Source organism: Streptomyces sp. NPDC006997, from assembly GCF_040635175.1.
In the GTDB taxonomy this organism is placed as follows: Bacteria; Actinomycetota; Actinomycetes; order Streptomycetales; family Streptomycetaceae; genus Streptomyces.
In genome coordinates, this window is sequence record NZ_JBEYHH010000041.1 from 12,224 (window position 1) to 37,349 (window position 25,126).

19 protein-coding genes, 1 tRNA gene and 3 pseudogenes are annotated in these 25,126 nt (G+C 68.7%); 14 read left to right on the plus strand and 9 right to left on the minus strand.

Annotated features, from left to right (window positions below):
* Window positions 1-17: 17 nt before the first annotated feature.
* Window positions 18-1,121 (minus strand): glycerophosphodiester phosphodiesterase family protein, encoded by a 1,104-nt coding sequence (locus ABZ659_RS30395; protein ID WP_360226198.1) that lies wholly within the window; start codon window positions 1,119-1,121, stop codon window positions 18-20.
* 126 nt (window positions 1,122-1,247) lie between these two features.
* Here ABZ659_RS30395 and ABZ659_RS30400 point away from each other — a divergent pair, with 126 nt between their 5' ends.
* Entirely contained in the window at window positions 1,248-1,997 is a 750-nt protein-coding gene (locus tag ABZ659_RS30400; RefSeq protein WP_360226201.1) for a cobalt-precorrin-6A reductase, read from the plus strand.
* A gap of 13 nt (window positions 1,998-2,010) precedes the next feature.
* On the opposite strand, the pseudogene ABZ659_RS30405 reads toward ABZ659_RS30400, so the two are convergent.
* From ABZ659_RS30405 to ABZ659_RS30415, 3 genes and pseudogenes are all read right to left on the minus strand, one after another.
* A pseudogene (locus ABZ659_RS30405) lies at window positions 2,011-2,407 on the minus strand (MFS transporter); the annotation flags it as partial.
* A gap of 14 nt (window positions 2,408-2,421) precedes the next feature.
* Window positions 2,422-3,195 carry a precorrin-6A synthase (deacetylating) gene (gene cobF / locus ABZ659_RS30410; protein WP_360226204.1) on the minus strand — a complete coding sequence of 258 codons (774 nt, stop codon included), beginning with the start codon at window positions 3,193-3,195 and terminating at the stop codon, window positions 2,422-2,424.
* A gap of 49 nt (window positions 3,196-3,244) precedes the next feature.
* Window positions 3,245-3,757 (minus strand): DUF309 domain-containing protein, encoded by a 513-nt coding sequence (locus ABZ659_RS30415; RefSeq protein WP_360226207.1) that lies wholly within the window; start codon window positions 3,755-3,757, stop codon window positions 3,245-3,247.
* A gap of 101 nt (window positions 3,758-3,858) precedes the next feature.
* Here ABZ659_RS30415 and ABZ659_RS30420 point away from each other — a divergent pair.
* Window positions 3,859-3,932 (plus strand) — tRNA-Pro (locus ABZ659_RS30420).
* Between the two features lie 98 nt (window positions 3,933-4,030).
* Here the strand turns inward: ABZ659_RS30420 and ABZ659_RS30425 are convergent.
* Both ABZ659_RS30425 and ABZ659_RS30430 read right to left on the minus strand, forming a co-directional pair.
* The gene (locus ABZ659_RS30425; RefSeq protein WP_360226210.1) at window positions 4,031-4,351 is read right to left on the minus strand and encodes a tyrosine-type recombinase/integrase; all 321 of its coding nucleotides are present in this window, start codon (window positions 4,349-4,351) and stop codon (window positions 4,031-4,033) included.
* An 844-nt stretch (window positions 4,352-5,195) separates the two neighbouring features.
* A pseudogene (locus ABZ659_RS30430) lies at window positions 5,196-5,625 on the minus strand (transposase); the annotation flags it as partial.
* Between the two features lie 168 nt (window positions 5,626-5,793).
* On the opposite strand from ABZ659_RS30430, the gene ABZ659_RS30435 reads away from it, so the two are divergent.
* Entirely contained in the window at window positions 5,794-8,424 is a 2,631-nt protein-coding gene (locus ABZ659_RS30435; RefSeq protein WP_360226213.1) for an NACHT domain-containing protein, read from the plus strand.
* Window positions 8,425-9,037: 613 nt separating this feature from the next.
* Here the strand turns inward: ABZ659_RS30435 and ABZ659_RS30440 are convergent.
* Together ABZ659_RS30440 and ABZ659_RS30445 are read right to left on the minus strand one after the other, a co-directional pair.
* Window positions 9,038-10,066: a LacI family DNA-binding transcriptional regulator gene (locus ABZ659_RS30440; protein ID WP_360226216.1), complete on the minus strand. Its 1,029-nt coding sequence runs from the start codon at window positions 10,064-10,066 to the stop codon at window positions 9,038-9,040.
* On the minus strand, window positions 10,063-12,483 hold the full coding sequence (locus tag ABZ659_RS30445; protein ID WP_360226219.1) for a glycoside hydrolase family 2 protein: 2,421 nt from the start codon (window positions 12,481-12,483) through the stop codon (window positions 10,063-10,065). The genes ABZ659_RS30440 and ABZ659_RS30445 overlap by 4 nt, the downstream gene beginning before the upstream one ends.
* Window positions 12,484-12,759: 276 nt before the next feature.
* Here ABZ659_RS30445 and ABZ659_RS30450 point away from each other — a divergent pair, with 276 nt between their 5' ends.
* From ABZ659_RS30450 to ABZ659_RS30480, 7 genes are all read left to right on the plus strand, one after another.
* On the plus strand, window positions 12,760-14,082 hold the full coding sequence (locus tag ABZ659_RS30450) for an extracellular solute-binding protein (protein WP_360226222.1): 1,323 nt from the start codon (window positions 12,760-12,762) through the stop codon (window positions 14,080-14,082).
* An 89-nt stretch (window positions 14,083-14,171) separates the two neighbouring features.
* Window positions 14,172-15,155 (plus strand): sugar ABC transporter permease, encoded by a 984-nt coding sequence (locus tag ABZ659_RS30455; RefSeq protein WP_360226225.1) that lies wholly within the window; start codon window positions 14,172-14,174, stop codon window positions 15,153-15,155.
* Window positions 15,152-16,015, plus strand: coding sequence for a carbohydrate ABC transporter permease (locus ABZ659_RS30460; protein ID WP_360226228.1), 864 nt, complete (start codon window positions 15,152-15,154; stop codon window positions 16,013-16,015). The genes ABZ659_RS30455 and ABZ659_RS30460 overlap by 4 nt, the downstream gene beginning before the upstream one ends.
* Before the next feature lie 193 nt (window positions 16,016-16,208).
* On the plus strand, window positions 16,209-18,221 hold the full coding sequence (locus ABZ659_RS30465; protein ID WP_360226231.1) for a glycosyl hydrolase: 2,013 nt from the start codon (window positions 16,209-16,211) through the stop codon (window positions 18,219-18,221).
* 279 nt (window positions 18,222-18,500) lie between these two features.
* Window positions 18,501-19,247, plus strand: a complete 747-nt coding sequence (locus tag ABZ659_RS30470) for a DNA alkylation repair protein (protein WP_360226234.1) — start codon at window positions 18,501-18,503, stop codon at window positions 19,245-19,247.
* A 91-nt stretch (window positions 19,248-19,338) separates the two neighbouring features.
* On the plus strand, window positions 19,339-20,001 hold the full coding sequence (locus ABZ659_RS30475) for an NUDIX domain-containing protein (protein ID WP_360226237.1): 663 nt from the start codon (window positions 19,339-19,341) through the stop codon (window positions 19,999-20,001).
* Between the two features lie 89 nt (window positions 20,002-20,090).
* Window positions 20,091-21,077 (plus strand): aldo/keto reductase, encoded by a 987-nt coding sequence (locus ABZ659_RS30480; RefSeq protein WP_360226240.1) that lies wholly within the window; start codon window positions 20,091-20,093, stop codon window positions 21,075-21,077.
* Between the two features lie 376 nt (window positions 21,078-21,453).
* Here the strand turns inward: ABZ659_RS30480 and ABZ659_RS30485 are convergent.
* A pseudogene (locus ABZ659_RS30485) lies at window positions 21,454-21,738 on the minus strand (TetR/AcrR family transcriptional regulator C-terminal domain-containing protein); the annotation flags it as partial.
* Between ABZ659_RS30485 and ABZ659_RS30490 the strand changes: the two are divergent.
* From ABZ659_RS30490 to ABZ659_RS30505, 4 genes are all read left to right on the plus strand, one after another.
* The gene (locus ABZ659_RS30490; protein ID WP_360226305.1) at window positions 21,675-21,947 is read left to right on the plus strand and encodes a hypothetical protein; all 273 of its coding nucleotides are present in this window, start codon (window positions 21,675-21,677) and stop codon (window positions 21,945-21,947) included. The pseudogene ABZ659_RS30485 and the gene ABZ659_RS30490 sit on opposite strands and share 64 nt — an antisense overlap.
* 208 nt (window positions 21,948-22,155) lie before the next feature.
* A complete protein-coding gene (locus ABZ659_RS30495) occupies window positions 22,156-23,169 on the plus strand; it encodes a sugar ABC transporter substrate-binding protein (protein WP_360226243.1) in 1,014 nt (337 codons plus the stop codon).
* Entirely contained in the window at window positions 23,169-24,251 is a 1,083-nt protein-coding gene (locus ABZ659_RS30500) for an ABC transporter permease (RefSeq protein WP_360226246.1), read from the plus strand. Before ABZ659_RS30495 ends, ABZ659_RS30500 begins: the two co-directional genes overlap by 1 nt.
* Window positions 24,252-24,258: 7 nt before the next feature.
* Entirely contained in the window at window positions 24,259-25,125 is an 867-nt protein-coding gene (locus tag ABZ659_RS30505; RefSeq protein ID WP_360226249.1) for an ATP-binding cassette domain-containing protein, read from the plus strand.
* Window position 25,126 lies beyond the last annotated feature (1 nt).

Here is a 25,126-nt window from a genome sequence, read left to right on the forward strand (position 1 = left end):
CAGTCGGCGGTGGCGGGTCAGCGCGGCTGGTACGCCCGGTGCGGCTGGTACGCCTTCGGCAACCGCATCCCGCGGTCGGCCATGATCTGCCGCAGCACGTCGGGGTAGTCGGTGATGACGCCGTCCACGCCCAGGTCGATCAGCGCCTCCATGGTGGCCGGGTCGTCGCAGGTCCACGGCACGACCTTCAGGCCGCGGGCATGGGCGGAGTCGATCATCGCCCGGTCCGGGTAGAAGCGGAAGCCGGGGTCGCCGATCCTGCCGTTCTGCGGGAAGCCGTAGTTGGGGGAGAGGGCCCGTACGCCGGGGATGGCGGAGGCGGCCCTGACGAAGTCGCCGCCGTAGTCGTCGGCGTCGATGCCGCCGAGCCAGGGGGAGGCGCCGGGCTGGCCGACCTGGAGGAAGTCGTGGTTGGTCAGCGCGACCAGGGGCCAGCGGGGCGCCAGTTCGTGCATGGCCCTCAGGGCGCCCCAGTCGAAGGACTGGATGGTCACCTGCCGTTCGATTCCGGAGGCGCGGATCTCCTCGAACACCCGGCGCACGAACAGCTCACGCGGCGCGGTCTGCTCGGGGGCGCCCGCCTCGACCTTGGTCTCGACGTTGAGGGTGACCTGCCGGGCCCTGTACCGCTTGACCAGGCCCAGGACGTCCCGCAGCTCGACCATCCGGGCGCCCGCGATCCGCTCCTGCCGCGGATGGCCGGGCAGTTGCCGGTAGCCGCAGTCCATGGTGCTGACCTGGGCCAGCGTCAGGTCCTTGATGTACTTGCCGACGTACGGGTACATCGGGTCGCCCGGTGTGACGGGGCCGGTGTCCCGGCACTTCCGCGCGTTGACCTGGCGGTCGTGGGTGACGACGACCTTGCGGTCCTTGGTGATCTGGGTGTCCAGTTCCAGGGTGGAGACGCCGAGGCGCAGGGCCTTGCCGAAGCCCTCCAACGTCGACTCGGTGGTCAGGCCGAGGCCGCCGCGGTGGGCCTGGAGGTCGAAGTGCGTCTGCTGCTTCAGTCGTGGTACGGCGGTCTTCTCGCCTGAGTGGTTCGCCGTGGCGGCGTGCGCGGTGGCCGGGAGGACCAGCGCCGGGACCAGGGTCAGGGCGGCGAGGACATGTCGTACGGACATCGCGAACCTCACTCATCGGGGACGGGGGCGACGCCGAGACGGTAGTTCCGGTCGGGCGGCGCTTGAAGACCCGCGGATGAGGGGACCGTGAACGCTGGCGGAACGCGTCCGCGTAGGGTCCCTGCCATGCCCTCCCATGTGCTGGTCCTCGGTGGCACCACCGAGGCCCGTGAACTGGCCGCCGTACTGGCCGGGCGCCCCGGCGTGCGGGTGACCACGTCGCTCGCGGGGCGGGTGGCGCGGCCGGGAGCGGTCCCGGGCGAGGTGCGGACCGGTGGCTTCGGCGGGGCAGACGGCCTGGCCGCCTGGCTGCGGGAGCGGCGCGTGGACGCGCTGGTCGACGCCACGCACCCGTTCGCCGAGACCATGACGCGGCACGCGGCACACGCCGCCGCGACGACCGGCCTGCCCGCGGTGGTGCTGCGCCGCCCGGGCTGGCGACCGGGCCCGCTGGACCGCTGGCATCCGGTGCCCTCCCTCACGGCGGCGGCGGACCTGCTTCCCGGCCTCGGCAGCCGCCGGGTCCTCCTCACCACCGGACGTCTGGGCCTCGCCGCGTTCGCCCAGCTGACCGGCCCGCACTTCGTCGTCCGGTCGGTGGACCCGCCCGAGCCGCCGCTGCCGCCGCGCCTGGACGTCGTCCTGGCCCGCGGCCCGTTCACCGTCACCGACGAGGTGGCGCTGCTGCGGGAGCACCGCGTCGACACCCTGGTCACCAAGGACAGCGGCGGAACGGCGACCTCCGCCAAACTCACGGCGGCCCGGGAACTCGGCCTGCCGGTGGTCGTCGTACAACGCCCGCCGCTGCCGCCCGGGGTGCGCGCGGTGCAGGATGTGGCGGGGGTTCTGGAGGCACTGGGACTCGACCCGAAGTGACGCGCCCCCGACCTCAGCGCGTCGCCCCGCTCGACGCCAGGGCCCCCGCCCGTTCCGGCAGGCCGCTGCTGAGGTCCTCGGCCAGGAGGCGTTCGCGATGGAAAGTCGACGGCGGCGTGGAGGTCGGCGGTGCTGGGGCGGCCGACGTCCTGCTGGACGCGGTGTTCCAACCAGGTCGCCCAGGCGCCGGTGATGACCTCCGCCTCGCGCGCCCCGGCCTGCGTGTGGGAGAGCAGGGGGCCGTCGCGAGTCAGGTAGCCCTCGTCGACCATCCGGTCGAAGACCGGCAGCAGCACCTCGGGCGGCACGCGCCGCCGCGCGGCGACCAGACCGAGGCTGGCATGGCCCACCAGCCGGTTCAGCAACCGCACCTGCATCACGGCCCAGGCACCGGCCGGGTCGAGCCGGCTGCCGACGCCCCGCCTCAGTCCTCCCGGGGGTGACGGCGCAGCAGGTACGTGTCCATGATCCAGCCCTTGCGCTCCCGCGCCTCGGCGCGCAGCCGCTCGATCCGCGGCGCCGCCTCGGCGATCGGGCCGGAGGCGAGGATCTCGTCCGGGGTGCCTATGTAGGCGCCCCAGTAGATGTCCAGGTCCTGGTCGGCGTAGCGCCGGAAGGTCTGCCGCGCGTCCAGCATCACCACCACGTCGTCGACGCCCTCCGGGAACCCCTCGGCGAGCCGCCGCCCGGTGGTGATCTGCACGGGCCTGGCCACCCGGTTCAGCCCGGTGCGGTGCCGGGCGACCAGTGCGGAGACACTGCTGACACCGGGTACGACGTCGTAGGAGAAGGCGACGGCACCCCGCTCCAGCACCTCCTCCAGGATCCCGATCGTGCTGTCGTACAGCGCGGGGTCACCCCACACCAGGAACGCCCCGCGCTCGTCCTCGCCCAACTCCTCGGCGATCAGCCGCTCGTAGATCTCCGCGCGGGCGCTGCGCCAGTCGCCGACCGCGGGCGAGTACGCCGCGCCGCCCGCGCCGCGGTCCCGCTCCGGGTCGCGCGCCTCGACCACGCGGTAGCCGCCCTCGGGTATGTGCGTGCCCAGCATGTCCCGGCGCAGCCCGGTGAGGTCGGACTTCGCCTCCCCCTTGTCCAGCAGGAAGAACACGTCGGTGTCCCGCAGCGCCCGCACCGCCTGGAGGGTGAGCTGCTCGGGGTCGCCCGCGCCGATGCCGATGACATGAATCTCTCGCACACCCCGAGTCTGCCGTACGCCACTGACAACGCCGCCACCGCCCGGTGGATCACCGCAGCCGGGGCGCCCGCTCCGCCGCGTCCACCGGCCCGGCGCCCGCTTCCACGTCCGCCGCGAGCCGCACCGCCCAGGCGTCCAACGCGGCCACGTCCATCCCGTACGGCCGCTCCCGCCCCGTCCGCGCCACCCACTCCGCGACGGCGCCCGCGCCGCGCCGCAGCAGCCGTGCCCCGCCGGTGCCGTTCCCGCGGGCCGCGTGGGTGAGGCCCACGGCCAGCTGGGCGAGCCCCCGCCACAGGTCGCGCTCCGCCTCCGGCCCCGACTTCCAGGCGTCCTCGAACACCTCGTGCGCGTGGAACGGCTTCCCCGCGTCCAACAGCGCCTGCGCCTCGACGACGGTCTCCTCAGGCCCGCGCACCACCCCTTCCGGCTGCCGCTCCACCCCGTCCGCCCCGTACGGCAACGGCCGCCCCAGCCCGTCCCGGGGCCGCGCGTTCCGCGCCCGCCCCTCCTCGTCCCGGTCCCGCGCCCCGACGCTCCGCCGTCCCGCTTCACTACCCATACGGCGATTGTCCCCCGCCCCGACCTCCCCTTCGATCCGGCCGCGCACGTACGGTAAAGTGCTGTCCGCGCGATCACGCGACTCACCGCGGGACAGCGCACCGGGACGTGGCGCAGCTTGGTAGCGCACTTGACTGGGGGTCAAGGGGTCGCAGGTTCAAATCCTGTCGTCCCGACTGAAGAAGTCGCAGATCAGGGCCGGTATCGGAGTCATCCGACACCGGCCCTCGACCGTTCTTGGGGACCAGTTGGGGACCGGCGTCCTTGACCGGCGTCAGCGGACCACGACGATGGGGCTCGGCAGCGAGCGTGGGGCGCGGAGCACGCTGAGGTGCGCGGACAGCGCCGCTCCGGCAGCTGTGATCTTGTGCACGTCCGGGTGCAGATAGCGCTGTGTGGTAATCAGTGATCCGTGGCCGGCGATCCTGCGGAGGACGTGCACGGGCACTCCGGCGTCGGCGGACCAGGTGAGTCCGGTGTGCCGGAGATCGTGGCGGCGCAGGTGCTCGTAGCCGAGCTTGGTGACGACCTTGTCCCAGTGCGTGGCGTCGCGCAGGACGGCTGTGGAGATGCTTCCGCCGCGCGGCCCGGTCAACAGGCGGGCGTCAGGGTTGGAGCCGGTGGAGAGGATGCGCTGGGCGACGAGAGGACGGATCTCCTCGATGATGGGGACTTCCGGGCGCGCTTGCCCTTGGTGCCCTTGTCCGTGAGCCCTCCGGGCGTGGTCTGACGTCGTACGGTCCAGACCCACTCGGTGGTGTCGATGTCCCCGACGCGGCAGCCCGAGACCTCGCCCATGCGCCAGGCGGTGCAGGCGGCGAAGATGACCACATCTCCCCAGCCCTGGTCTGGTCGTGGGAGGCGGTCACGAGTGCGTCGGCCAGTGAGACGAGAGTCTCCCAGTCGGGCAGAGCCAGCGCGCGTGGGTCGAGGAGTTCGTCCTCCGCCTGCTTGTACAGCTTCTGCCAGCCCGTCACCCGGGCCGGGTTGACCTTGATGATGCCGTCACGGACTGCTTGTTCCATGACGCGGACGAGGACGGTGATGGTGTTCTTCACCGTCGATCGGCTGTGCTCCTCGGCTATCCAGTTCTGCACGGTGCGGTCGACAACGCCGTTGGTGATCATCCGCACCGCGAGATGGCCCAGCGCCGGTACCACTCGCGTCCGCCATCCCGACAGATAGGGGTCAAGCGTCTTCAACTCAAGTCCGCGTAGGGCGAGTTCCATGTTCGCTTCACCGTACTCGGCGGGCCGCATGGTGGCCAGTGACGGGCTGAGGCCGGCCTGCGCGGCATCGATGATGCCCTGTATCCATTCCTGTGCTTCTTCCTCGCTGTCCTTTCCCACGGACAAGGACTGACGGCGCTTACTGGTCGGGTCGGTCCACCGGACACGGGCCCGATAAGGGCTGGGCCGATCAGGGCGGTACTCGATGTCGGTGTGCTTCGACACCTCCGCCCCGTAGACCTCGGTCAGGTGCGCGGAGATCTCCCCGTGCGTGAGGCCCTTCGCGGACAGCGACAGCACCATTTCGTCCACTCCGGTCAGCCGGCGCTGCCGCTGCTTGATGATCTGCGGCTCGAAGCTGCCGGCCACGTCCCTGAGCACCCTGACCTCGACCGGGCCGACATCGGTCAGCACTGTCTTCGCCCGGGTGCCGTTACGGCTGTTGCCGCTGTTCTTCCCGGCCGCCTCGTGCTTCTCATAGCCGAGGTGATCGGTGATCTCACCCTCCAGCGCAGATTCCAGCACTCGCTTGGTCAGCTGCTGCAACAGCCCGCCCTCGTCGGTCAGTTGCAGACCCTCGCTCCGGGCCTGGTCGACCAGCATCGCGACGAGCTGCTCTCCTGGACGCCACCCTCGCCAAGTGTGACCAGGTCGGCGACGGGCAGGCCGACTACTCCTCGCGCGTTGCAGCCCCAACCTCATGGCCGTCATCGCCAGAGCCGTCCCCGCTCTGGAGAGGCAATGCTGAAGGCGCTCATTCTTCGAGGAAAGACTGATGTGCCGTCAGGCCCTCTACTACCCTCGTTCCATGGAGCCCGTGGGAGTTGGAGCTCGGCTGGCGTCGAGCATTGTTGTCCCCCTAGTGAAGAAGCTGTTCGTTTCGGACGGACCAGGAGCCGACCTGGTCGACCGGCCCGTCCGCATCTCGAGTCTTGTTTCGTTTCAAGGGGAGAAGCGAACCCTGTCCGACAGGGAATTCCAGAAGATCGCACAAGAGCTTGTGCGGCAGGCAATTCAATCAACCGGAATGTCCGAGCGTCTTCCTGCTTACGAGCAGAATGCAGTAGCGAACGCAGTCCAGCATTCTCTAAGTTCTCTAGGGCGCATTCATATGGATGACGTGCAAGCTGTACAGCTTGGCCACCTTGAATTGTCGCGTCAACTCAGGGCGAACAACCCAGCCGCTACAGTCGGACTTTCAAGCGACGCCGTACTGCTCCACGCAAGCGTTCTGGATACAGCATGCTTGCATATCCTGCACTTTTTTTCGACTAGGTCCAGCTTCATTCCGCGCACTCTCTTAGAGCAGAGCCGGCGGCTTGCAGAGATTTCTTCCAGGATCGATCTGCTGATTATGCGCACGCCGTCTCCTGCTGATGGCGACTTCGAGAAGCGGTACTTGCAATATGTTGCGGACAAACATGGGAAGCTGAGCATCTTTGGGCTCGACCTACCCAGTTCCACTAATTCTTGGCCGTTGGACGTTGCTTACCTAAGCCTTGAGGCTACTGGGACCGCGACTGGAGGTATGCCCTCAGTTCTCCCGGCAGATCAGGCACTCGCTGGGCGTGATCGAGTGTTGCTGCGTGGTGTGGCAGGTTCTGGTAAAACGACCCTGGTGCAGTGGCTTGCAGTCAGCACCACCCGCGCCGCCCGCAGACTGGACGAGCGACTGCTTTATCTACATGGTCTGGTGCCTTTCGTGCTCCCCCTACGGTCGTTGACGAGAGGGGGATCTCCTCTTCCTCTGCCGGACCAGTTTCTCTCCTCCGTGGGATGTCCCATCGCGCATGCCCAGCCCATCGGTTGGTATGACCGGGTCCTTACTTCCGGGCGAGGACTCATGCTTGTTGATGGAATCGACGAGATGCCCGAAGGTGAGCGCGAAGACGCTAGGATCTGGCTGCGTGATCTCATCAGTGCTTACCCTCAGAATCAGTGGGTAGTCACTTCCCGCCCTTCGGCCATCGAAGAAAACTGGCTGTCCGACGAAAAATTCTCAGAACTCGACCTGGCGCCCATGAGTCGCGATGATGTCGCTTCCTTCATCAAGCGATGGCATGAAGCGGCCGGTAGTGGGGACGCCGTCGCCAAAGAGTTGCTCTATGCGGTTCGCGCCAAACCTGAACTGGACCGGCTTACAACCAATCCCCTCATGTGTGCCCTGATCTGCGCGCTTAACAGGGCTCGCCGTGGCTACCTTCCGGATAGCCGCAAGGAATTGTATGACGCGGCCCTTTCCATGCTTCTTTCTCGCAGGGATCGCGAGCGGGGAATTTATAAGTCCGACACCATGCGGATCAGTGAGACGCATCAAGTTCAACTCATTCAGAAGTTGGCGTATTGGTTGATTCGCAACGGACGATCAGAGATGAGTGCCGAGGATGCTGTGAATCTGCTGTCTCAGGCGCTAACAGCTATGCCGAGAGTCGCAGAGGTGGGAGAGGCCAGGAAGATCTACCGTCATCTTCTTGTGCGCAGTGGTCTCCTAATTGAGCCCAGTGACAATGTCATGCATTTTATTCACAGAACCTTTCAGGATTACCTGGGTGCCAAGGCCGCGGTGGAAGATCTAGATTTTGACTTCATTGTGTCAAATGCGCATCTGGATCAATGGGAAGATGTTGTTCGCATGTCTGTCGCGCATGCCCGGCCGCGAGAACGCCCTAGACTACTCAACGGACTACTCGAGCGAGGCGATTCGGTACAGAAGATTCGTCACCGTCTGCATCTTCTGGCTGCTGCCTGCTTGGATGATGCCATCGAACTCGATCCGACTGTGAGGGAAGAGGTGCAGCACCGCGCCTCAAAACTGATTCCCCCTCGGACGACAGGTCAAGCTCGAGCCTTGGCCGAGGTGGGTCCTGTCGCACTAGAACTACTGCCTGGTCCCGAAGGGCTGAATCAGGACGAAGCATTCGCCACCGTCCTGGCAGCTGCTCGCATCGGAACGGATGCTGCCATCCCGGTTCTTTCGCGTTATCGCGCGTCCCGTGACCTGCGACTACGTACGGAACTTGCGATGTCGTGGAGTAGGTTCGACACCGATCATTATGCGGAAGAAGTTATTGGTCACCTATATGAAGATGGCCTTTATTTCATTGTTTCCAGCGTTCAAGAACTTCAGTCGCTTCACCGTCTCGGCGGACGGTCATCCCTTAAGATCGCGTCGGCCATCGATCCAGAGGAAATCGTCGCCAGTTGCGGCAGGAATGGATTGGTTAACCTGTGGATCGCAATCGACTTGCAATGTTCATCATGGGAATGGCTTTCGGCTTTTCCTTGTCTTGCGGATCTCAGACTTGACACCAACCTTCCTCATCTCGACGTTAGTTCACTCAAAGCAGTTAAGTCTCTTCGAAATCTTCAAATTTCTGCCGCGACGACAGTCGCTGGAACGGAGATGCTGCCTGACTATGTCGTGATCCAGCAGAAGTGAAAATATGGTGATGTGTCGAGGTGGTGCTCCTCGTTCGGTAGCCACTTGATCTGCCCTGCTGCCTTGCTCTCTACTCCCATGGTGGAGGATTGAATAATGAACGGTGTCGAAGTCCTGCCGCCACGCGTTCGTGATGCGGCGCGGGCGCGGTAACTACGCAAAATTCTCGCCTTTCCCCGGCCAGGGAATCACAGGAACATAAGTGCGGCGTCCTGTGCGACTGTTGTGGCGGAGGAACGTGAACCCTGCTCTGCCGTGCACCCCGCCTCGTAATTCTAGGCTTCTGGGTGGTGATGCCTTCGGTCAATGGGGTGAGAGCAGGCAGAGGCCGAACTGCCTCCATAAGAGCAGGAGATGTTTCGGTCATGTCAATAGGCGTGCTCATCGAGTCTCGTATTCTCCGTGCGAACGCGGGGCTCGGAGAACTAAAACTCACTAAACCGGTTCTTCTGCGGCAGAGCTATTGCCTACTCCTCTGGCTTCCCCTACATTGCCCGACGATGCCAAGGGTGAGTGGCATCCGCTATACCGGTTTAACGGCAGAGTCGCTCTGGCACCCGAAGGGGCCGCGGCGCATTTCCGCCGCGGCCCCTTCGTCGTCACTCACGCATCCCTAGAGGCGAGGCGGCGCGGTCGAGCCACGGGGTACGAGCCGTGGTGTCGTCACGGGCTGGGACGTGATCTCCTTCTCGGCGATGACGTCGAACAGCACCCGGGCGACCTGGGTGCCGAAGGCGTGGACGTCGTGGCTCATCGCTGACAGCGTCGGGTGGGTCAGCCGGCACAGCTGGGAGTCGTCCCAGGCCAGCAGCGACAGGCTGTCGGGTACGGAGACGCCCATCTCCGCGGCCACGCCGAGCCCCGCGACCGCCATGATGTCGTTGTCGTAGACGATGGCGGTGGGGCGGGGGGAGCACAGCAGCAGGGAACGGGTCGCCCGAGCGCCTTCCTCGCCCGAGAAGCCGGTCTCGATGTGCAACCCCCGCTCCAGGCCGAGTTCGGCCACCGCCCGGTCGAACGCCTCCGTCCGAATGCCGCTGTGGCCGAGACCGGACGGACCGCCCACGCGGGCGATGCGCCGGTGTCCGAGAGCGGCCAGGTAGCGGACCGCCTCGTCGACCGCGGTGGCGTCGTCGGTCCACACCGAGGGGAAGCCCCCCGTCAGGCTCGGATGCCCGACGGCCACCGCGGGCAGCCCGAGCTTCCTGAGCGGGTCGAGGCGTGGGTCGTCCTGACGGAGGTCGACCAGGACCGAGCCTCCTATCTGGCGGCCCTTCCACCAACGGTCCTGGAGCTGGATCTCCTCCTCCAGGGAACCGACCAGACGCAGCAGCAGCGAGCAGTCGCGTTCGGCGAGCACGCTCTCGATGCCGGAGATGAACTCCATGTAGAAGGGCTCGAGTCCCAGGAGCCGGGCGGGTCGGCAGATGGCCAGGCCGATGGTGTCGACCGCCTGCCGGGACAGGCTGCGCGCGGACGAGTTCGGTGCCCAGCCCAGCTCCCGGGCCGCGGCCAGGATCCGCTCGCGGGTGGCCTCGGAGACGCCGGGCTTGTTGTTGAAGGCCAGCGACACGGCCCCCTTGGAGACACCGGCGGCCGCGGCGACGTCCTTGATGGTGACCCGTTCGGTGGGAGCACTCACATCGGTTCCACGCAGAAGAGGGCCGCGCGTACGGCGTTGGCGCCCGTCTCGGCGGCACCCCGGACCTTCAGGCTGAGCCGCTCCCCGGGCAACAGCGTCCGCAGCCCGGTGTCGCAGACGGCGTCGGGACCGAGCCGGTCAGGCTGGAGGAGGAGGTCTCGGACGAGGGTCTGTGCTGTCACCACGACATCGACACTACCGTCACCGCCGCCCACCGGCGTGGCCACGGTGACGTCGTACCGGGGCGGCGGCCAGGCGAAGTCCTTGTCGGTCACCGGGAGGTACAGGGCACGCAGATCTCCCTCGTCCGCGACCAGGAACTCCCGGGCGGACGCCGTGTCAGGGACGAGTTCCCGCGGCACCGCCTGCCGGTGCACCGCCAGACCGCCGACGGTCGTGTCGACCACCCCTTCCGCCAGCACGGTGCCGTCCGCCCGCACGCGGCGCAGGGTCACCGACGCCTGCCAGGCCTCGGGCGCCTGGTTCACTACGGCGAGTACCGGTCCGTCGGCGTCCGGCTGAAGGGTGAGGAGACGGTCCGCGTAGACCCGGCGCAGTTCGTGGTGGAGGGGCTTGAGGCGGCCGTCGCCGTCGACCGCCGACCAGGAGTTCACCGGCCAGCAGTCGTTGAGCTGCCACACCACCGTTCCGGCGCAGTCCGGCCAGTGCGAGCGCCAGTGTTCGATGCCGGTCGCGACGGCGCGGGCCTGGACGAGCTGGGTGAGGTAGTGCCAGCGGTCGAAGTCGTCCTCCGGTACGGCGAAGTGGCGGGCGATCCCGCGGTTCAGCTTGCCGTTGCCGTCCTCCGCCTTCTGGTGGTGGACCATGCCGGGCGAGTCGGGAGCGAGCCGCTCCCCGGGGAGCGCCCGCCGCAGCGTGGCCAGGGCGGGCGGTGCCTGCCAGCCGAACTCGGCGACGAAGCGGGGCACGGACGCCCGGTACTCGGTGTAGTCCTGGCGGTTCCACACCTCCCAGGAGTGGTGGGTGCCGTGGGCGGTGTCGTTGGGGTGGTGGTCCCAGGAGCCCGACCAGGGGCTGCCCGCGGTGTAGGGCCGGGTCGGGTCGAGTTCGGCCACGATGCGGGGAAGTACGCCGAGGTAGTAGCCCTCGCCCCAGGAGTCGCCCCGCAACTCCGGCTCCCAGCCCCAGTCCCGGAAACCCCAGAGGTTCTCGTTGTTGCCGTTCCAGAGGACCAGCGAAGGGTGAGGCATCAGTCGGACAACGTTGTCACGCGCCTCCGCCTCCACCTCGCCGCGCAGCGGCTGCTCCTCCGGGTAGGCGGCACAGGCGAACAGGAAGTCCTGCCAGACCAGCAGGCCCAGTTCGTCGCAGACGTCGTAGAACGCCTCGTCCTCGTAGATGCCGCCGCCCCACACCCGCACCAGGTCGACGTTGGCGTCCACGGCCTGGGTGAGGCGGGCGCGGTAGCGGTCGGGGGTGACGCGGGAGGGGAAGACGTCGTCGGGGATCCAGTTCACGCCCCGGGTGAAGAGGCGGACGCCGTTGACGACCAGGGTGAAGCCCGTGCCGAGTTCGTCGGCCGACCGGTCGATCTCGACGGTACGGAAGCCCACTCGGCGTTGCCAGGAGTCCAGCGGCACGCCGCTCACCGCGTCGGTCAGGGTCAGCTCCAGGTCGTACAGAGGCTGAGCCCCGTAGCTCCGTGGCCACCACAGCTCGGGCTCCGGCACGTCGAGCGTCAGGAGGGCCTGATCGCCGTCCACCACGCCCTGTGCGGTCACGCCGTCGATCGCGCCCCTGACCTCCAGTCGGCGCCCCGCGCCCTGCCCGGTCCGCTCGACCTCGACGCGCACCTCCACTCGGCCCGTGCCGTCGACGACGGTGACCAGGGGGCGCACCCGGGCCAGCCGGGCGGTGGACCAGCGCTCCAGGCGGACCGGACGCCAGATGCCGGCCGTCACCAGGGTCGGGCCCCAGTCCCAGCCGAAGCTGCTGGCCATCTTGCGGATGTACTGGAAGGGCTCGGGGTAGACGTTGGGCCGCTCGCCGACCAGTCTGCGCACGGCCTCGGCCTCGTCGTACGCGGAGGTGAACTCCACGTGCAGGCCGCCGTCGCGGCCGGTCACGTCGAAGCGGTAGCTCCGGTGCATGTTGCGGGTGCGCCCGAGTTCCCGCCCGTCCAGGGTGACGAGCGCGGCCGTGTCGAGGCCGTCGAAGACCAGATCCGTACGCTCGTGCCGGTCCGGTGAGGTGTCCTCGGCGTCGACGCGGCGCTGGTACGTCCACGCCCGTCGCCCCACCCAGGCCGCCGCCAGCTCGTTCAGGCCGAGGAAGGGGTCGTCGATCACTCCGGCGGCGAGCAGATCGGTGTGGACGCAGCCAGGCACCCGGGCGGGCAGGCTGGCGCCGTCGTACCCCAGACTCCAACTCTCGGTGAGCTGGACGACTTCCTTCATGTGCGACTCCTCTATGCGGGACGGCTGTGACGTCGTGGTGGTCACATCGCACCTCAACCTAACCCGGCGGAGGTTAACCGGTCTAGTTGTCGCTCTTACGGCGACGCTCGCAGCGCGTGCGCAGGTCAGGTTGGCTTCCGCTCATACCCGTCACCGCCGCATGTAACGATTGAGTATCGCGGGCTCCTGTGGAGCTTTACCGGTTCACATCGTGACTGACATAGTGCCGGGACATCTACCGGAGCCCGAGCCGTAATCCATGAAGGAGTGGGGCACATGGGGAAGAGATCGTTGAGCGCCGCGTTGCTCGTCACCACGGCGCTGACCGTCGCGGGGTGCAGTGGCGGGGGGACGCCCGACGCGGGCGAGAGTGCCGTGGCGCCGCTGAACCCGAAGAGCGCCGACGGCGGCATCACGGTGCTGACGAACCGCACCGACCTCGTGCAGGACGGCACGATGAAGAAGTACGCGGCGGAGTTCAACAAGACGTACCCCCATGTGAAGGTGGACTTCGAGGCCGTCACCGACTACGAGGGTGAGGTCAAGATCCGGATGAACACCGAGAACTACGGCGACGTCCTGCTCATCCCCGCCGCGGTCTCCAAGGGGGACTACCCGCACTTCTTCGCACCGCTCGGTGAGGCGAAGGCGATGGAGTCGGAGTACAGGTTCACGGACAAGACCAGCGTGGACGGCAAGGTCTACGGCATCGGCACGTTCGGCACCGCCAACGGGTTCGTCTACAACAAGGCACTGTGGAAGGAGGCGGGCATCGCCGACTGGCCGACGACCCCCCGGCAGTTCCTCGACGACCTGGAGGCGGTCAAGGAGAAGACCGGCGCCACGCCGTACTACACCAACTTCAAGGACGGCTGGCCGCTCAGCAGCCCGTGGACCAACAGCGTCGGGTCCGTGAGCTGTGACAGCACCGCCTCCGACAAGCTGGCGGAGATGGACGAGCCGTGGGCCGAGGGCAGTGACCTGAACACACTGGACGGCCTGCTGTACGACATCGTCAACGGCAAGCTGTCGGAGAAGGACCCGAGCACCACCAACTGGGAGAGCTCCAAGACGCTGCTGGCCAAGGGGGAGATCGGGAGCATGATGCTCGGCTCGTGGGCGGTCAGTCAGATGCGGGCCGCGGCCGAAGCCGCCGGACAGGACCCCGACGACATCGGTTTCATGCCGGTGCCGGTCAGGACCGGGGGGCAGTTCTGCGCCACCCTGGTCTCCGACTACCAGCAGGCCGTGAACATCCACTCCGACAACAAGGAGGCGGCTCGGGCCTGGATCGACTGGTTCACCGAGGAGTCCGGCTACTCCGAGAAGGAGGGCGCCGTCTCCGTCCTGAAGTCCGCCGCGCTCCCGTCAACCCTCCAAGAGTACGTCGACAACGATGTCAAGCTGGTGGAGCGCTCCGAGGCGAAGACGGCCGAGGTCAACGACATCGACGAGGCGTCGGAGATCGGTCTGAACAAGCGGGACTACCGCCAGAAGCTCGTCGACATCGCCCGCGGCGCCCAGGACGGGTCGCTGGAGGGCTACTTCGACGAGCTGAACAAGCGCTGGTCCGAGGCCAGGCAGAACGCCGGCTCCTGATCTCCCGCACGCGCGGGTCCCCGACCACTCCGCCTCGCGGCGGGGACCCGCGCGGCGGCGCTCAGCGGATGACGAAAGGTCCTGGCCCCATGCCCCGAACCCTGTCCACCACATCCCCGCCCGCACGAGTCTCACCGCGCTCACAGCGGGACCTGGCAGCCAAGCGCCGGTCCCGGCGCGGCGCCCCGGGCGGCTGGTCCCGGCGCCACCACTGGCTGCGCCGACTCACCCCCTGGCTGTTCCTCGTCGCCCCGCTCGCGCTGCTGGTGACCTTCACCTACGTGCCCGTGGGCAACATGATCTACTACAGCTTCACCGACTGGGACGGCGTCAGCCCCGACCGCGACTTCGTCGGTGCGGAGAACTACACCGAGGTGTTCACGCGTCCGGAGATGTTCCGGATCTTCGCGGTGAGCCTGTACTACCTGGCGGCATCCGTCGTACAGATCGTGATCGCCCTGTACTTCGCCACGGTCCTCAGTTTCGACCTGCGCTTCAGGAACCTCTTCAAGGGCATCCTCTTCTTCCCGTACCTGATCAACGGCGTCGCCATCGGCTTCGTCTTCCTGTACTTCTTCCAGGACGGCGGCACCCTCGACTCGGTCCTGTCGTGGTTCGGCGTCGGCTCCGACCGCGCCTGGCTCGGTGATCCCGAGACCGCCAACACCTCGCTCGCGGGAGTGTCCGTGTGGCGCTTCACCGGACTGAACTTCGTGCTCTTCCTCGGCGCGATCCAGTCCATCCCGGGGGAGCTGTACGAGGCCGCCCAACTCGACGGCGCCAGCCGCTGGCAGCAGTTCCGGCACATCATCGCCCCGGGCATCCGGCCGGTGCTCAGCCTGAGCGTCATCCTGGCGATCTCCGGCTCCCTCTCCGTCTTCGAGATCCCCTACATCATGACCGGCGGCGCGACCGGCACCTCGACCTTCGTGATCCAGACCGTGAAGCTGGCCTTCCAGTTCAACAAGACGGGGCTGGCCTCGGCCTGCGCCGTAGTGCTGCTGGCGATCATCCTGCTGGTCACCTGGATCCAGCGCCGCCTCGTGCCCGACGAGAGGGTCGACATCGTATGAGCACCACCGCCTCCGCCGAGCGCACGTCCCGTCGCCGTCCCGGCATCGCCGCCCCGCTGACGTACCTGGTCCTGATCGCCTCGTCGCTCGTGGTCCTCGTGCCGCTCACCGTGGTGTTCCTCGCCTCGCTGAAGTCGTCGGAGGAGGTCGCGGACGGCAAGGGCGCGCTGTCGCTGCCGGACGACTGGCTGAACTTCGACAACTACGTGACCGCCTTCTCCGACGGCGAGATGCTCACCGCCTTCGGGAACACGGCGTTCATCCTGTTCTTCTCGATCAGCGGCACGGTGATCATCGGCTCGATGACGGCGTACGCGATCGACCGCTTCGACTTCCGGTTCGAGAAGACGGTCATGGCGCTGTTCCTGATCGCCACGCTGGTGCCGGGGGTGACCACGCAGGTCGCGACCTTCCAGGTTGTCAACAGCTTCGGGCTGTTCGACACCCGCTGGGCGCCGATCCTGCTCTACATGGGCACCGACATCGTCTCGATCTACATCTTCCTCCAGTTCATCCGGGGTATCCCGATCTCGGTGGACGAGGCCGCGAGGCTCGACGGCGCCAACGCGTTCACCATCTACCGCAAGATCATCTTCCCGATGCTCAAGCCGGCGATCGCGACCGTGGTCATCATCAAGGGCATCACGACGTACAACGACTTCTACATCCCGTTCCTCTACATGCCCTCGGAGGAACTGGGCACCATGTCCACGGCGCTGTTCCGCTTCAAGGGACCCTTCGGCGCGCACTGGGAGACCATCTCGGCCGGGGCCATCCTCGTCATCCTCCCCACCCTGCTGGTGTTCCTCTTCCTCCAGCGCTACATCTACAACGGCTTCGCCCAGGGCGCGAGCAAGTAGCGCGCGGGCTGGTCGCGGGAGGGGGCGGGGCGCCGCCTCCGACGGGCGGCGTGACGGCCGTCCCCCATCCAGCCCTGGTCCCAGAGCGTGGCCCTGCCCTGTCAACAACCGGTTGCGTACCTCGCGGTGACGGGGTCGCGCGCCGGCACCACCACCGTCGTCGTGAATTCCGGCCGCTTCCAAGGAGACAGCCATGCGCGAGCCTGCCGTGAACCGTCGTTCGTTCGTCCTACTGGGCGCCGCAGCCGCCGCGGCGGGGGCGGGCGTGCCCATGGCCTCGGCGGCAACCCCCACCGCGGCGCCGACCGGCGCGCCGATCCCCGTCCGGATCGTCGACGACAAGGCGACGAGCGCGACCCGCGCGCTGTTCGCGTACCTGACGCGGCAGCAGGGCCGCGGCATCCTCTTCGGTCACCAGCACGCCCTGTCCTACGGCTTCACCTTCACCGCGCAGGACGGTGAGTCGTCTGACACCCGGGCGGCGGTGGGGGACCAGCCCGCGCTGTTCGGCTGGGACACCCTCATCCTCGACGGTGACGAACGCCCCGGCAGGCAGGACGCGTCCGAGGCGGAGAACACCGCGGCGCTCAGCCGGTGCATCCGGCAGGCGGACGCGCTCGGCGGCATCAACACCCTCAGCGCCCACATGCCGAACTTCGTCACCGGCGACGACTTCTACGACACCTCCGGTCGCGTCGTCAGCCAGATCCTCCCCGGGGGAGCGAAGCACCGGCAGTACGACGCCTTCCTCGACCGCGTCGCCGAGGCCGTCACGGGCGCGCGACGACCGGACGGCACCCTGATCCCGGTCGTCTTCCGCCCGTTCCACGAGAACAACGGCGGCTGGTTCTGGTGGGGATCCGGCCACACCACCTCCGCGGAGTACATCGAGATCTTCCGCTACACGGTCGAGTACCTGCGCGACACCAAGGGCGTCCGCAACCTGCTCTACTCGTACTCGCCCAACTCCGGCTTCGGCGGCGACCCCGCGGGCTACCTCAGGACCTACCCGGGTGACGGCTACGTCGACGTCCTCGGCTACGACGCCTACGACAACTCCGCGGGCTCGGACGCCTGGCTGCGGAGCCTGGTCGAGGACCTGGCGATGGTGGTCCGCCTGGCCGAGGAGAAGGGCAAGGTCCCGGCCTACACCGAGTTCGGCGAGAGCGGGGAGGAGGGCCGCGATCCGCGGTGGTTCACGAAACTCCTGGACGCCGTCAAGGCCGACCCGCTGGCCCGCCGGGTGACGTACCTGCAGACCTGGGCCAACTTCGGGGGCGACACCCGGCAGTACGTGCCGGTGCCGGGCCATGTCCTGCACGCGGACTTCGTCCAGTTCGCACGGGACCCCTACACCGTCTTCGCCGGTGACCTGCGAGGTGTCTACGCCGCGCGCACCAGAGCCGAACGGAACGACCCCTTCCTGCACCTCGTGACCCCCACGGACCGGCAACGCCTGACGAGCGCCGAGGCCACCGTTCGGGTACGGGTCACCCAGGCACCGGCGGCCAGGGTCACCTTCTCGGTGGACGGCGGACCCGACCAGCGGCTCCGCCTGGACGCGGACGGCTTCCACTCCGGCGACTGGTCGATCGACCCCGCCTGGCTGGACAACCGGTCGGTGACCCTCTCGGTCGAGGCCCGGGCCAACGGCAGGACACTCACCGACTCGGCCCTGGTCCTCCTCGGCGCGGTCGCCTCCCGGCCCGCCGGATGGATCGACGACTTCGAGGGGTACGCGGGGGACGACGCCACCCTCACCGAGGCGTACAGCCACATCAACGCCAACACCACCACCCTGTCGGCCGACCACAAGGCCTCGGGCGCCTACGGGCTGGCGTACGCGTACGACTTCAGCAGTGCCGGGTACACCGGCATCGGCAAGACGGTCGACGCCGACTGGACCGCGTTCTCCTCGCTGGTGCTGTGGCTCCGGGGTGACGGGTCGGGGAACGGCGCGACCCTGCAGATCGTGTCCAGGGGCGCCTACTTCGAGTACGACCTCCCGTTGTCCGACGCGACCGGCCGCGAGATCCGGGCCCCGTTCAGCGAGTTCAGGCCCGCCCCCTGGGACACCGCACACGCCGGGGAGGTGCTCGACGCCGGGTACCTCGCCGAGGTGACGACCTTCAACCTGTACCTCGGCCACGGCAGCGGTGCCCCGGTGACCGGTGTCGTCTACGTGGACGACATCAGGGCCGACTGAGCGCCGTGCGGGAGGAGGCGGAGGTCCTCAAGCGGGCCACGGCCCTCCTCGCGGGGAGACAGTCGCGGGTCAGGGCCGGGTCCGGGGCCATCCGGACCCGGCCCCCGGCCATTCCCGGGACCGACCCGGGCGAGTTGCCCCGGCTGGCTCAGGTCGCGCACGCTGGGCACCGCTGACCGTCGAGGAGACTTACCCGGACGGCCTTCGGGCCTGGTGGACAATCTTCTGACTCCCCGGACCTCGCGCGTCGCGCGAGTCCCCCGATCCCCTGGAGACCTCATGGAGCACGTCACGGCGGTTGCCGACGAGTTGCTGGCGGAGCTTGCGGCCAAGGCCGACCGTGACTTCGCCGGGCGGATGCAGCGGTACTTCCCCGGTGGGGTCGCCGCGCTCGGGGTGGGCAACGCGGGGGTCGTCGGGGTCGTGGACGCGTACTTCCGGGCGCGGCCGGGTGCATCGGTCGGGGTGCGGCTGGCGGTGGCGGAGGAGGTGCTGGGGCGGGCCGTCCGGCACGAGGAGGTGCTGTTGGGGTTCGCCGTCGCGCGGAAGGCCGCGAAGGCGGGGCCCGGGGGTGGGTTCCTGGAGCGGTGTGAGAGGTGGCTCGGGGCGTATGTGTCCAACTGGGCCCAGTGCGATGACCTGTGTCTGAAGGTGCTGTATCCGTACCTCCTCCGGCACCTCGACGAGGTCCCGGTGACGCGGCGCTGGGTCGAGTCGCCGTCCGGGTGGGTGCGGCGGGCCGCGAACGTGGGGGTGGTGAAGCTCGTACGGCGTCAGGTGGGGCGGTCCGTGTTCGAGCTGCCGCTTGAGCACGTGTTCGACAACTGCGTCCGGCTGATGCGGGATGACGACGTGTACGTGCGCAAGGGGTGCGGGTGGCTGCTCCGGGTGGCGGGCGGGGTGCATCCGGAGGAGGTGGCCGGGTTCCTGCGGGAGTGGCACGGTGAACTGGACCGGGAGACGTTCCGGTGCGGGCTGGAGAAGCTGGACCGGGAGACCCGGGCGGAGCTGATGGCGCTGGGGTGAGAGGAGGCGAGGGTGGTGGTAGAAGCTTGGCTATGAACCAGAGCGCGTCCGTGCGTCGTGTGGCCCCGTCCCGCCGACCCCTCCCCGTCCGATGACCGCCGGTGTCGACACCCCCGACCGCCGAGGGCGCACCGGGCTCGACCAGGCCGGGCGTGACCTGACCGGCAACCCCCGGGTGCGGGTGCGGGACGTGCGGCTGCTCTCCAGCCACTGGTACGTCGAACGCGCCACGACCTTCGACCTCCAGCGCGCCGACGGCACCTGGAGCACCCAGGAGCGCGAGACCCATGACCGGGGCAACGGCGCCACGATCCTGCTGTACGACACCGAGCGCGAGACCGTGCTGCTCACCCGGCAGTTCCGCTTCCCGGTGTACGTCAACGGGCACCCCGACGGCATGTTGATCGAGACGCCGGGCGGGCTGCTCGACGACGAGGACGAGCACCCGGAGATCGCCGTACGGCGTGAGGTCGTCGAGGAGACCGGGCACACCGTCGGCGACGTACGGCATGTCTTCGACGTGTACATGAGCCCCGGTTCGGTGACCGAGCGGGTCAGCTTCTACGCCGCCGCCTACGGTCCGGCCACCCGTACGCATGAAGGGGGCGGGCTGGTGGACGAGGGCGAGGACATCGAGATCGTCGAGCTGCCGTTCAGCACCGCCCTGGAGATGATCCGCGGTGGTGAGATCGCCGACGCGAAGACCATCATGCTGCTGCAGTGGGCGGCGCTGGAGGGCCCCTTCTCGAAGTAGGTGACCGGGTCGCCTTGACTTCGCGTGCGCTCCAAGCTGAAGACTCCCGTCCGTGAGCCCCGAGTGGGGCCACGTACGGGAGGAGCACCATGAAGTACCGCACCATCGGCACCGGCCCGCAGACCCGCCGCGAGGTGAGCGTGCTGGCGCTCGGCGCGATGTGGTTCGGTTCGGCGACCGACGAGGAGACCTCGTTCGCCGTCCTCGACCGCTATGTCGAGGCCGGGGGCAACTTCATCGACACGTCCGACAACTACGCCTTCTGGGCCGACGGCGGCCAGGGCGGCCAGAGCGAGGAACTACTCGGCCGGTGGCGGCGCAGCCGTGGCGTCGGCGACGAGATCGTCATCGCCACCAAGCTCGGCGCCCGCCCCCTCGCCCCCGGCACCAGCTACACCGACAACCCGGAGGGCCTGTCCGCGAAGGTGATCCGCGAGGCCGCCGAACGCAGCCGGGAACGGCTCGGGGTGGCGAAGCTGGACCTGCTGTACGCGCACATCGAGGACCACACCGTGCCGCTGCGGGAGACCGTGGAGGGCTTCGGGGAACTGGTCGCCGAGGGCACCGTCGGACTGCTCGGCGTCAGCAACCACGCCGTCTGGCGGGTGGAGCGGGCCCGCGCGCTCGCGGCGGAGGCGGGACTGGCCGGGTACGAGGTCCTCCAGTACGCGCACACCCATCTGCGGCCCCGCTTCGACGTCCCGGACGGTGGGCTGTTCCCGGACGGCACCCTCGGGCACGCGGGCGCCGAGCTGCTCAGCTACCTGCGTGCCGAGCCCGGTCTCACCCTGGTGGCGTACTCGCCCCTCCTCAAGGGCGCCTACACCCACCCGGACCGGCTGCCGTCGGACTTCGACCACCCCGGCACACCCGCCCGGCTGGCGGTGCTGCGCGAGGTGGCCCGGGAGACCGGCGCCACGGTGAACCAGGTCGTCCTCGCCTGGCAGATCGGCGCCGAACTGCCCATCGTCCCGCTGGCCGGGGTGTCCTCCGTGGCCCAGCTGGAGGAGAACCTCGCCGCCGTCGACCTGGAGCTGTCGGCCGAGCAGCGGGCGCGTCTGGACGCCGCGCACTGAGGCACGGGGCGGCCGCGCGCCACCTCCCCGGTGCCGCGGGCCGGGGGTGCGTTGTCTGCCTGGTCCCGGTGCCGCGGGCCGGGGTGCGTTGTCTGCCTGGCTCCGGTCTTCCCGGCCGGGCGTGCGGTACCTCCCCGACCCAGGTCCCACCAGCCGGTCCAGCAGCGCGTCCAGGCCCTCCGTCAGGCCCTCCGCCCCCGCCCCGGTCGGCCAGGGCGGGGGCGGCCTCGCGGAGGAGGGGCGGCTCCCGGGGCGGCATCCGGTGCAGGCCGAGGCGGAAGGCGGGGTCCGGCTCGTCGGGGTTGTCCACCACGGGGCGCAGTTCCACCAGGACGTAGCCCAGCGGCCAGGACGTCACGGCACGGAAGGCCGCGGCGGCGCGCGCTTCGTCCAGGCCCGCCTCCCGGAGCACGGACAGCACCCGCTCGTGGTCCTTCAGGACGGCGAACGGGCGGCGGGCCGGCGGGACCGCCGACCTGCCGGTGGCGAGCAGGGGGACCGCCCGGGCGTGGGCGAGGCAGACGTCGTACGTGGCCCGCGCGACGCGGTGCAGGCCGGTGCGCCAGGTGGTCGCGGGACCGTCCGGGACGCCACCGTGTGGGAGGTCACCGTCCTGGCCGGGCGGCGGGTGGCGCTGACGCGGGCCTGGTCGCCCGCGCACCGGTCCGCGCCGCCCGCCCCGCTGTCCGTATCGGCGGAGACGGCGCTGGGGCGGCGGCGCGGGAGACCTTCGAGCGGGTCCTCGCCGTCCGCGACGACGTGGGGCTGCTCGCCGAGCGGTGGGACGCGGACGCGGGCCGCCAGCTCGGCAACGCGCCCCAGGCGTGCAGTCATACAGCCCTGGTCGAGACGGCGTTCACGCTGCGCTGAGTGGGGGAGGAGGGGGGGAAGCGGGGTAGAGGTGATCACAGGGGCACCCGCGACTTGGCTTTGTCCGACATGTTTTGTCCGGACATTCGGACCTGCTTGTGCAATGATGTCCGGACAAAGTATTGACAGCGGTCACCTCAAGGGATTGGATCCCGTCCCAGCACGACAGCAGTGTTCCCACCCGGTCGCACAGTGAGGTGCAGGCAAGATGGACCGCTTCTCGCACTCCCGCAAACTCGCCCCCGTCGTGGCCCTCGCCGCGGCCGCGGCCCTGACCCTCGCCGGGTGCTCCAGCGAGTCCGGCGGAAAGAAGTCGGAGGAGGGCGGAGCGGACGCCTCCGCGGGCAAGGCGTCCACGCCCCGGATGACGATCGCCCTCGTCACCCACCAGTCGCCGGGCGACACCTTCTGGGACATCGTCCGCAAGGGAGCCGAGGCCGCCGCCGCCAAGGACAACGTCAAGCTCGTCTACTCCGCCGACCCCGCCGCGGGCACCCAGGCCAACCTGGTGCAGAACGCCATCGACCAGAAGGTGGACGGCATCGCCGTCACCCTCGCCAAGCCGGACGCCCTCAAAGGCGTCATCGCCAAGGCCGCCCAGGCCGGGATACCCGTGGTCGGCCTCAACTCCGGCCTCAGCGACTGGAAGGACCTCGGCCTGCTGGAGTTCTTCGGCCAGGACGAGACCGTCGCGGGTGAGGCGTTCGGCAAGAAGCTCAACGAGGTCGGCGCCCGGCACGCCGTCTGCGTCATCCAGGAACAGGGCAACATCGGCCTCACCCAGCGCTGCGACGGGGTGGAGAAGACCTTCGAGGGCGAGACCGAGACGCTCTACGTCAACGGCACCGACATGCCCTCCGTGCAGTCGACCATCACCGCCAAGCTGAAGCAGGACTCCGCCATCGACTACGTCGTCACGCTCGGCGCGCCGTTCGCGCTGACAGCCGTCAAGTCGGTGCAGGACGCGGGCAGTTCGGCGAAGGTCGCCACCTTCGACCTGAACAAGCAGCTGACCAAGGCGATCCAGAACGACTCCATCCAGTTCGCCGTCGACCAGCAGCCCTACCTCCAGGGCTACCTGGCCGTCGACGGACTGTGGCTCTACAGGAACAACGGCAACTACAGCGGCGGTGGCGAGCAGCCGGTGCTCACCGGACCGGCGTTCGTCGACAAGGACAACGTCGACACGGTCGCCGACTACGCCGCGAAGGGCACCCGGTGATGAGCATGGCCCAGCAGGCTGACCCGGCGGTGGGCACACCGCCGGGCTCCGGCCCGGAAGGGCACGGCGGGCGGAGCGGGCAACGCCCGCTGGCGCTGCGGCTGCTGGCCCGGCCCGAGGTCGGCGTCTTCCTCGGCGCCGTCGCCGTGTTCGTGTTCTTCCTGTTCGCGGCGGCGCCGGTGCGCGACGGCGGCTCGATGGCGAACATCCTCTACCAGTCGTCCACCATCGGGATCATGGCGCTGCCGGTGGCGCTGCTGATGATCGGCGGCGAGTTCGACCTCTCCGCCGGTGTCGCCGTCATCTCCTCCGCGCTGACCGCCAGCATGGTGAGCTACCAGCTCACCGTGAACGTGTGGACGGGCGTCGTCGTCGCGCTGGTGGTCTCCCTGGCGATCGGCTTCTTCAACGGCTGGATGCTGGTGAAGACCGGGCTGCCCAGCTTCCTCGTCACCCTCGGCACCTTCCTGATCCTCCAGGGTGCCAACCTCGCCGTCACCAAACTGGTCACCGGCAACGTCGCCACCGACGACATCAGCGACATGGACGGCTTCGACCAGGCCAGGGACCTGTTCGCGTCCTCCTTCGACGTCGGCGGCATCCAGGTGAAGATCACCGTGGTGTGGTGGCTGGTCTTCGCGGCCCTGGCCACCTGGGTGCTGCTGCGCACCCGGTACGGCAACTGGGTCTTCGCCGTCGGCGGCAACAAGGACTCCGCGCGGGCCGTCGGCGTCCCCGTCACCTTCACCAAGATCTCGCTGTTCATGCTGGTCGGCTTCGGCGCCTGGTTCGTCGGGATGCACAACCTGTTCTCCTACAACACCGTGCAGTCCGGCGAGGGCGTCGGCCAGGAGCTGATCTACATCGCCGCCGCGGTCATCGGCGGCTGTCTGCTCACCGGCGGCTACGGTTCCGCCATCGGCCCGGTCTTCGGCGCCTTCATGTTCGGCATGGTCCAGCAGGGCATCGTCTACGCGGGCTGGAACCCCGACTGGTTCAAGGCGTTCCTCGGCGTGATGCTGCTCGGCGCCACCCTGATCAATCTGTGGGTCCGCAGGACCGCGACCGCGACCCGGAGGTGACCCACCCATGACCACCAGCGACACCGCCCCCCTCGTCGAGCTGCGCGGCGCGGGCAAGTCCTACGGCAACATCCGCGCCCTGCACGGCGTCGACCTCACCGTCCACCCCGGGAAGGTGACCTGCGTCCTCGGCGACAACGGCGCGGGCAAGTCCACCCTCATCAAGATCATCTCCGGGCTGCACCAGCACACCGAGGGCGAGTTCCGCGTCGACGGCGGGCCGGTGCGGTTCGGCACCCCGCGCGAGGCCCTGGACCGGGGGATCGCCGCCGTCTACCAGGACCTCGCGACCGTGCCGCTGATGCCGGTGTGGCGCAACTTCTTCCTCGGCTCCGAACTCACCAAGGGCCCGTGGCCGGTCCGCCGCCTCGACATCGCCCGGATGAAGCGGACCGCCGACCACGAACTGCGCGCGATGGGCATCGCCCTCGACGACCTCGAACAGCCCATCGGCACCCTCTCCGGCGGCCAGCGCCAGTGCGTCGCCATCGCCCGCGCCGTCCACTTCGGCGCCCGCGTCCTCATCCTCGACGAGCCCACCGCCGCCCTCGGCGTCAAACAGTCCGGGGTGGTCCTGAAGTACATCGCCACCGCCCGCGACCGGGGCCTCGGCGTCATCTTCATCACCCACAACCCCCACCACGCCTACCTGGTCGGCGACCACTTCAGCGTGCTGCGCCTCGGCACCCTCGAACTCTCCGCCGACCGCGGCGACGTCACCCTGGAGGAACTGACCCACCACATGGCGGGCGGCACCGAACTCGCCGCCCTCAGGCACGAACTGGCCCAGGTGCGCGGCGTCGACGTCGAGGGACTCCCCGAGGTGGCGGACCCCGCGCCCCCGGTCGCCAGCCCCACGGAAGGAAAGCCCTGAC

Coding starts and splice junctions, on each gene's coding strand:
- ABZ659_RS30450 (WP_360226222.1), top strand. CDS start 12,760: ATGGGGAAGAGATCGTTGAGCGCCGCGTTGCTCGTCACCACGGCGCTG.
- ABZ659_RS30505 (WP_360226249.1), top strand. CDS start 24,259: ATGACCACCAGCGACACCGCCCCCCTCGTCGAGCTGCGCGGCGCGGGC.
- ABZ659_RS30395 (WP_360226198.1), bottom strand. CDS start 1,121: ATGTCCGTACGACATGTCCTCGCCGCCCTGACCCTGGTCCCGGCGCTG.
- ABZ659_RS30460 (WP_360226228.1), top strand. CDS start 15,152: ATGAGCACCACCGCCTCCGCCGAGCGCACGTCCCGTCGCCGTCCCGGC.
- ABZ659_RS30495 (WP_360226243.1), top strand. CDS start 22,156: ATGGACCGCTTCTCGCACTCCCGCAAACTCGCCCCCGTCGTGGCCCTC.
- ABZ659_RS30465 (WP_360226231.1), top strand. CDS start 16,209: ATGCGCGAGCCTGCCGTGAACCGTCGTTCGTTCGTCCTACTGGGCGCC.
- ABZ659_RS30435 (WP_360226213.1), top strand. CDS start 5,794: ATGGAGCCCGTGGGAGTTGGAGCTCGGCTGGCGTCGAGCATTGTTGTC.
- ABZ659_RS30470 (WP_360226234.1), top strand. CDS start 18,501: ATGGAGCACGTCACGGCGGTTGCCGACGAGTTGCTGGCGGAGCTTGCG.
- ABZ659_RS30415 (WP_360226207.1), bottom strand. CDS start 3,757: ATGGGTAGTGAAGCGGGACGGCGGAGCGTCGGGGCGCGGGACCGGGAC.
- ABZ659_RS30475 (WP_360226237.1), top strand. CDS start 19,339: ATGACCGCCGGTGTCGACACCCCCGACCGCCGAGGGCGCACCGGGCTC.
- ABZ659_RS30445 (WP_360226219.1), bottom strand. CDS start 12,483: ATGAAGGAAGTCGTCCAGCTCACCGAGAGTTGGAGTCTGGGGTACGAC.
- ABZ659_RS30480 (WP_360226240.1), top strand. CDS start 20,091: ATGAAGTACCGCACCATCGGCACCGGCCCGCAGACCCGCCGCGAGGTG.
- ABZ659_RS30455 (WP_360226225.1), top strand. CDS start 14,172: ATGCCCCGAACCCTGTCCACCACATCCCCGCCCGCACGAGTCTCACCG.
- ABZ659_RS30400 (WP_360226201.1), top strand. CDS start 1,248: ATGCCCTCCCATGTGCTGGTCCTCGGTGGCACCACCGAGGCCCGTGAA.
- ABZ659_RS30500 (WP_360226246.1), top strand. CDS start 23,169: ATGAGCATGGCCCAGCAGGCTGACCCGGCGGTGGGCACACCGCCGGGC.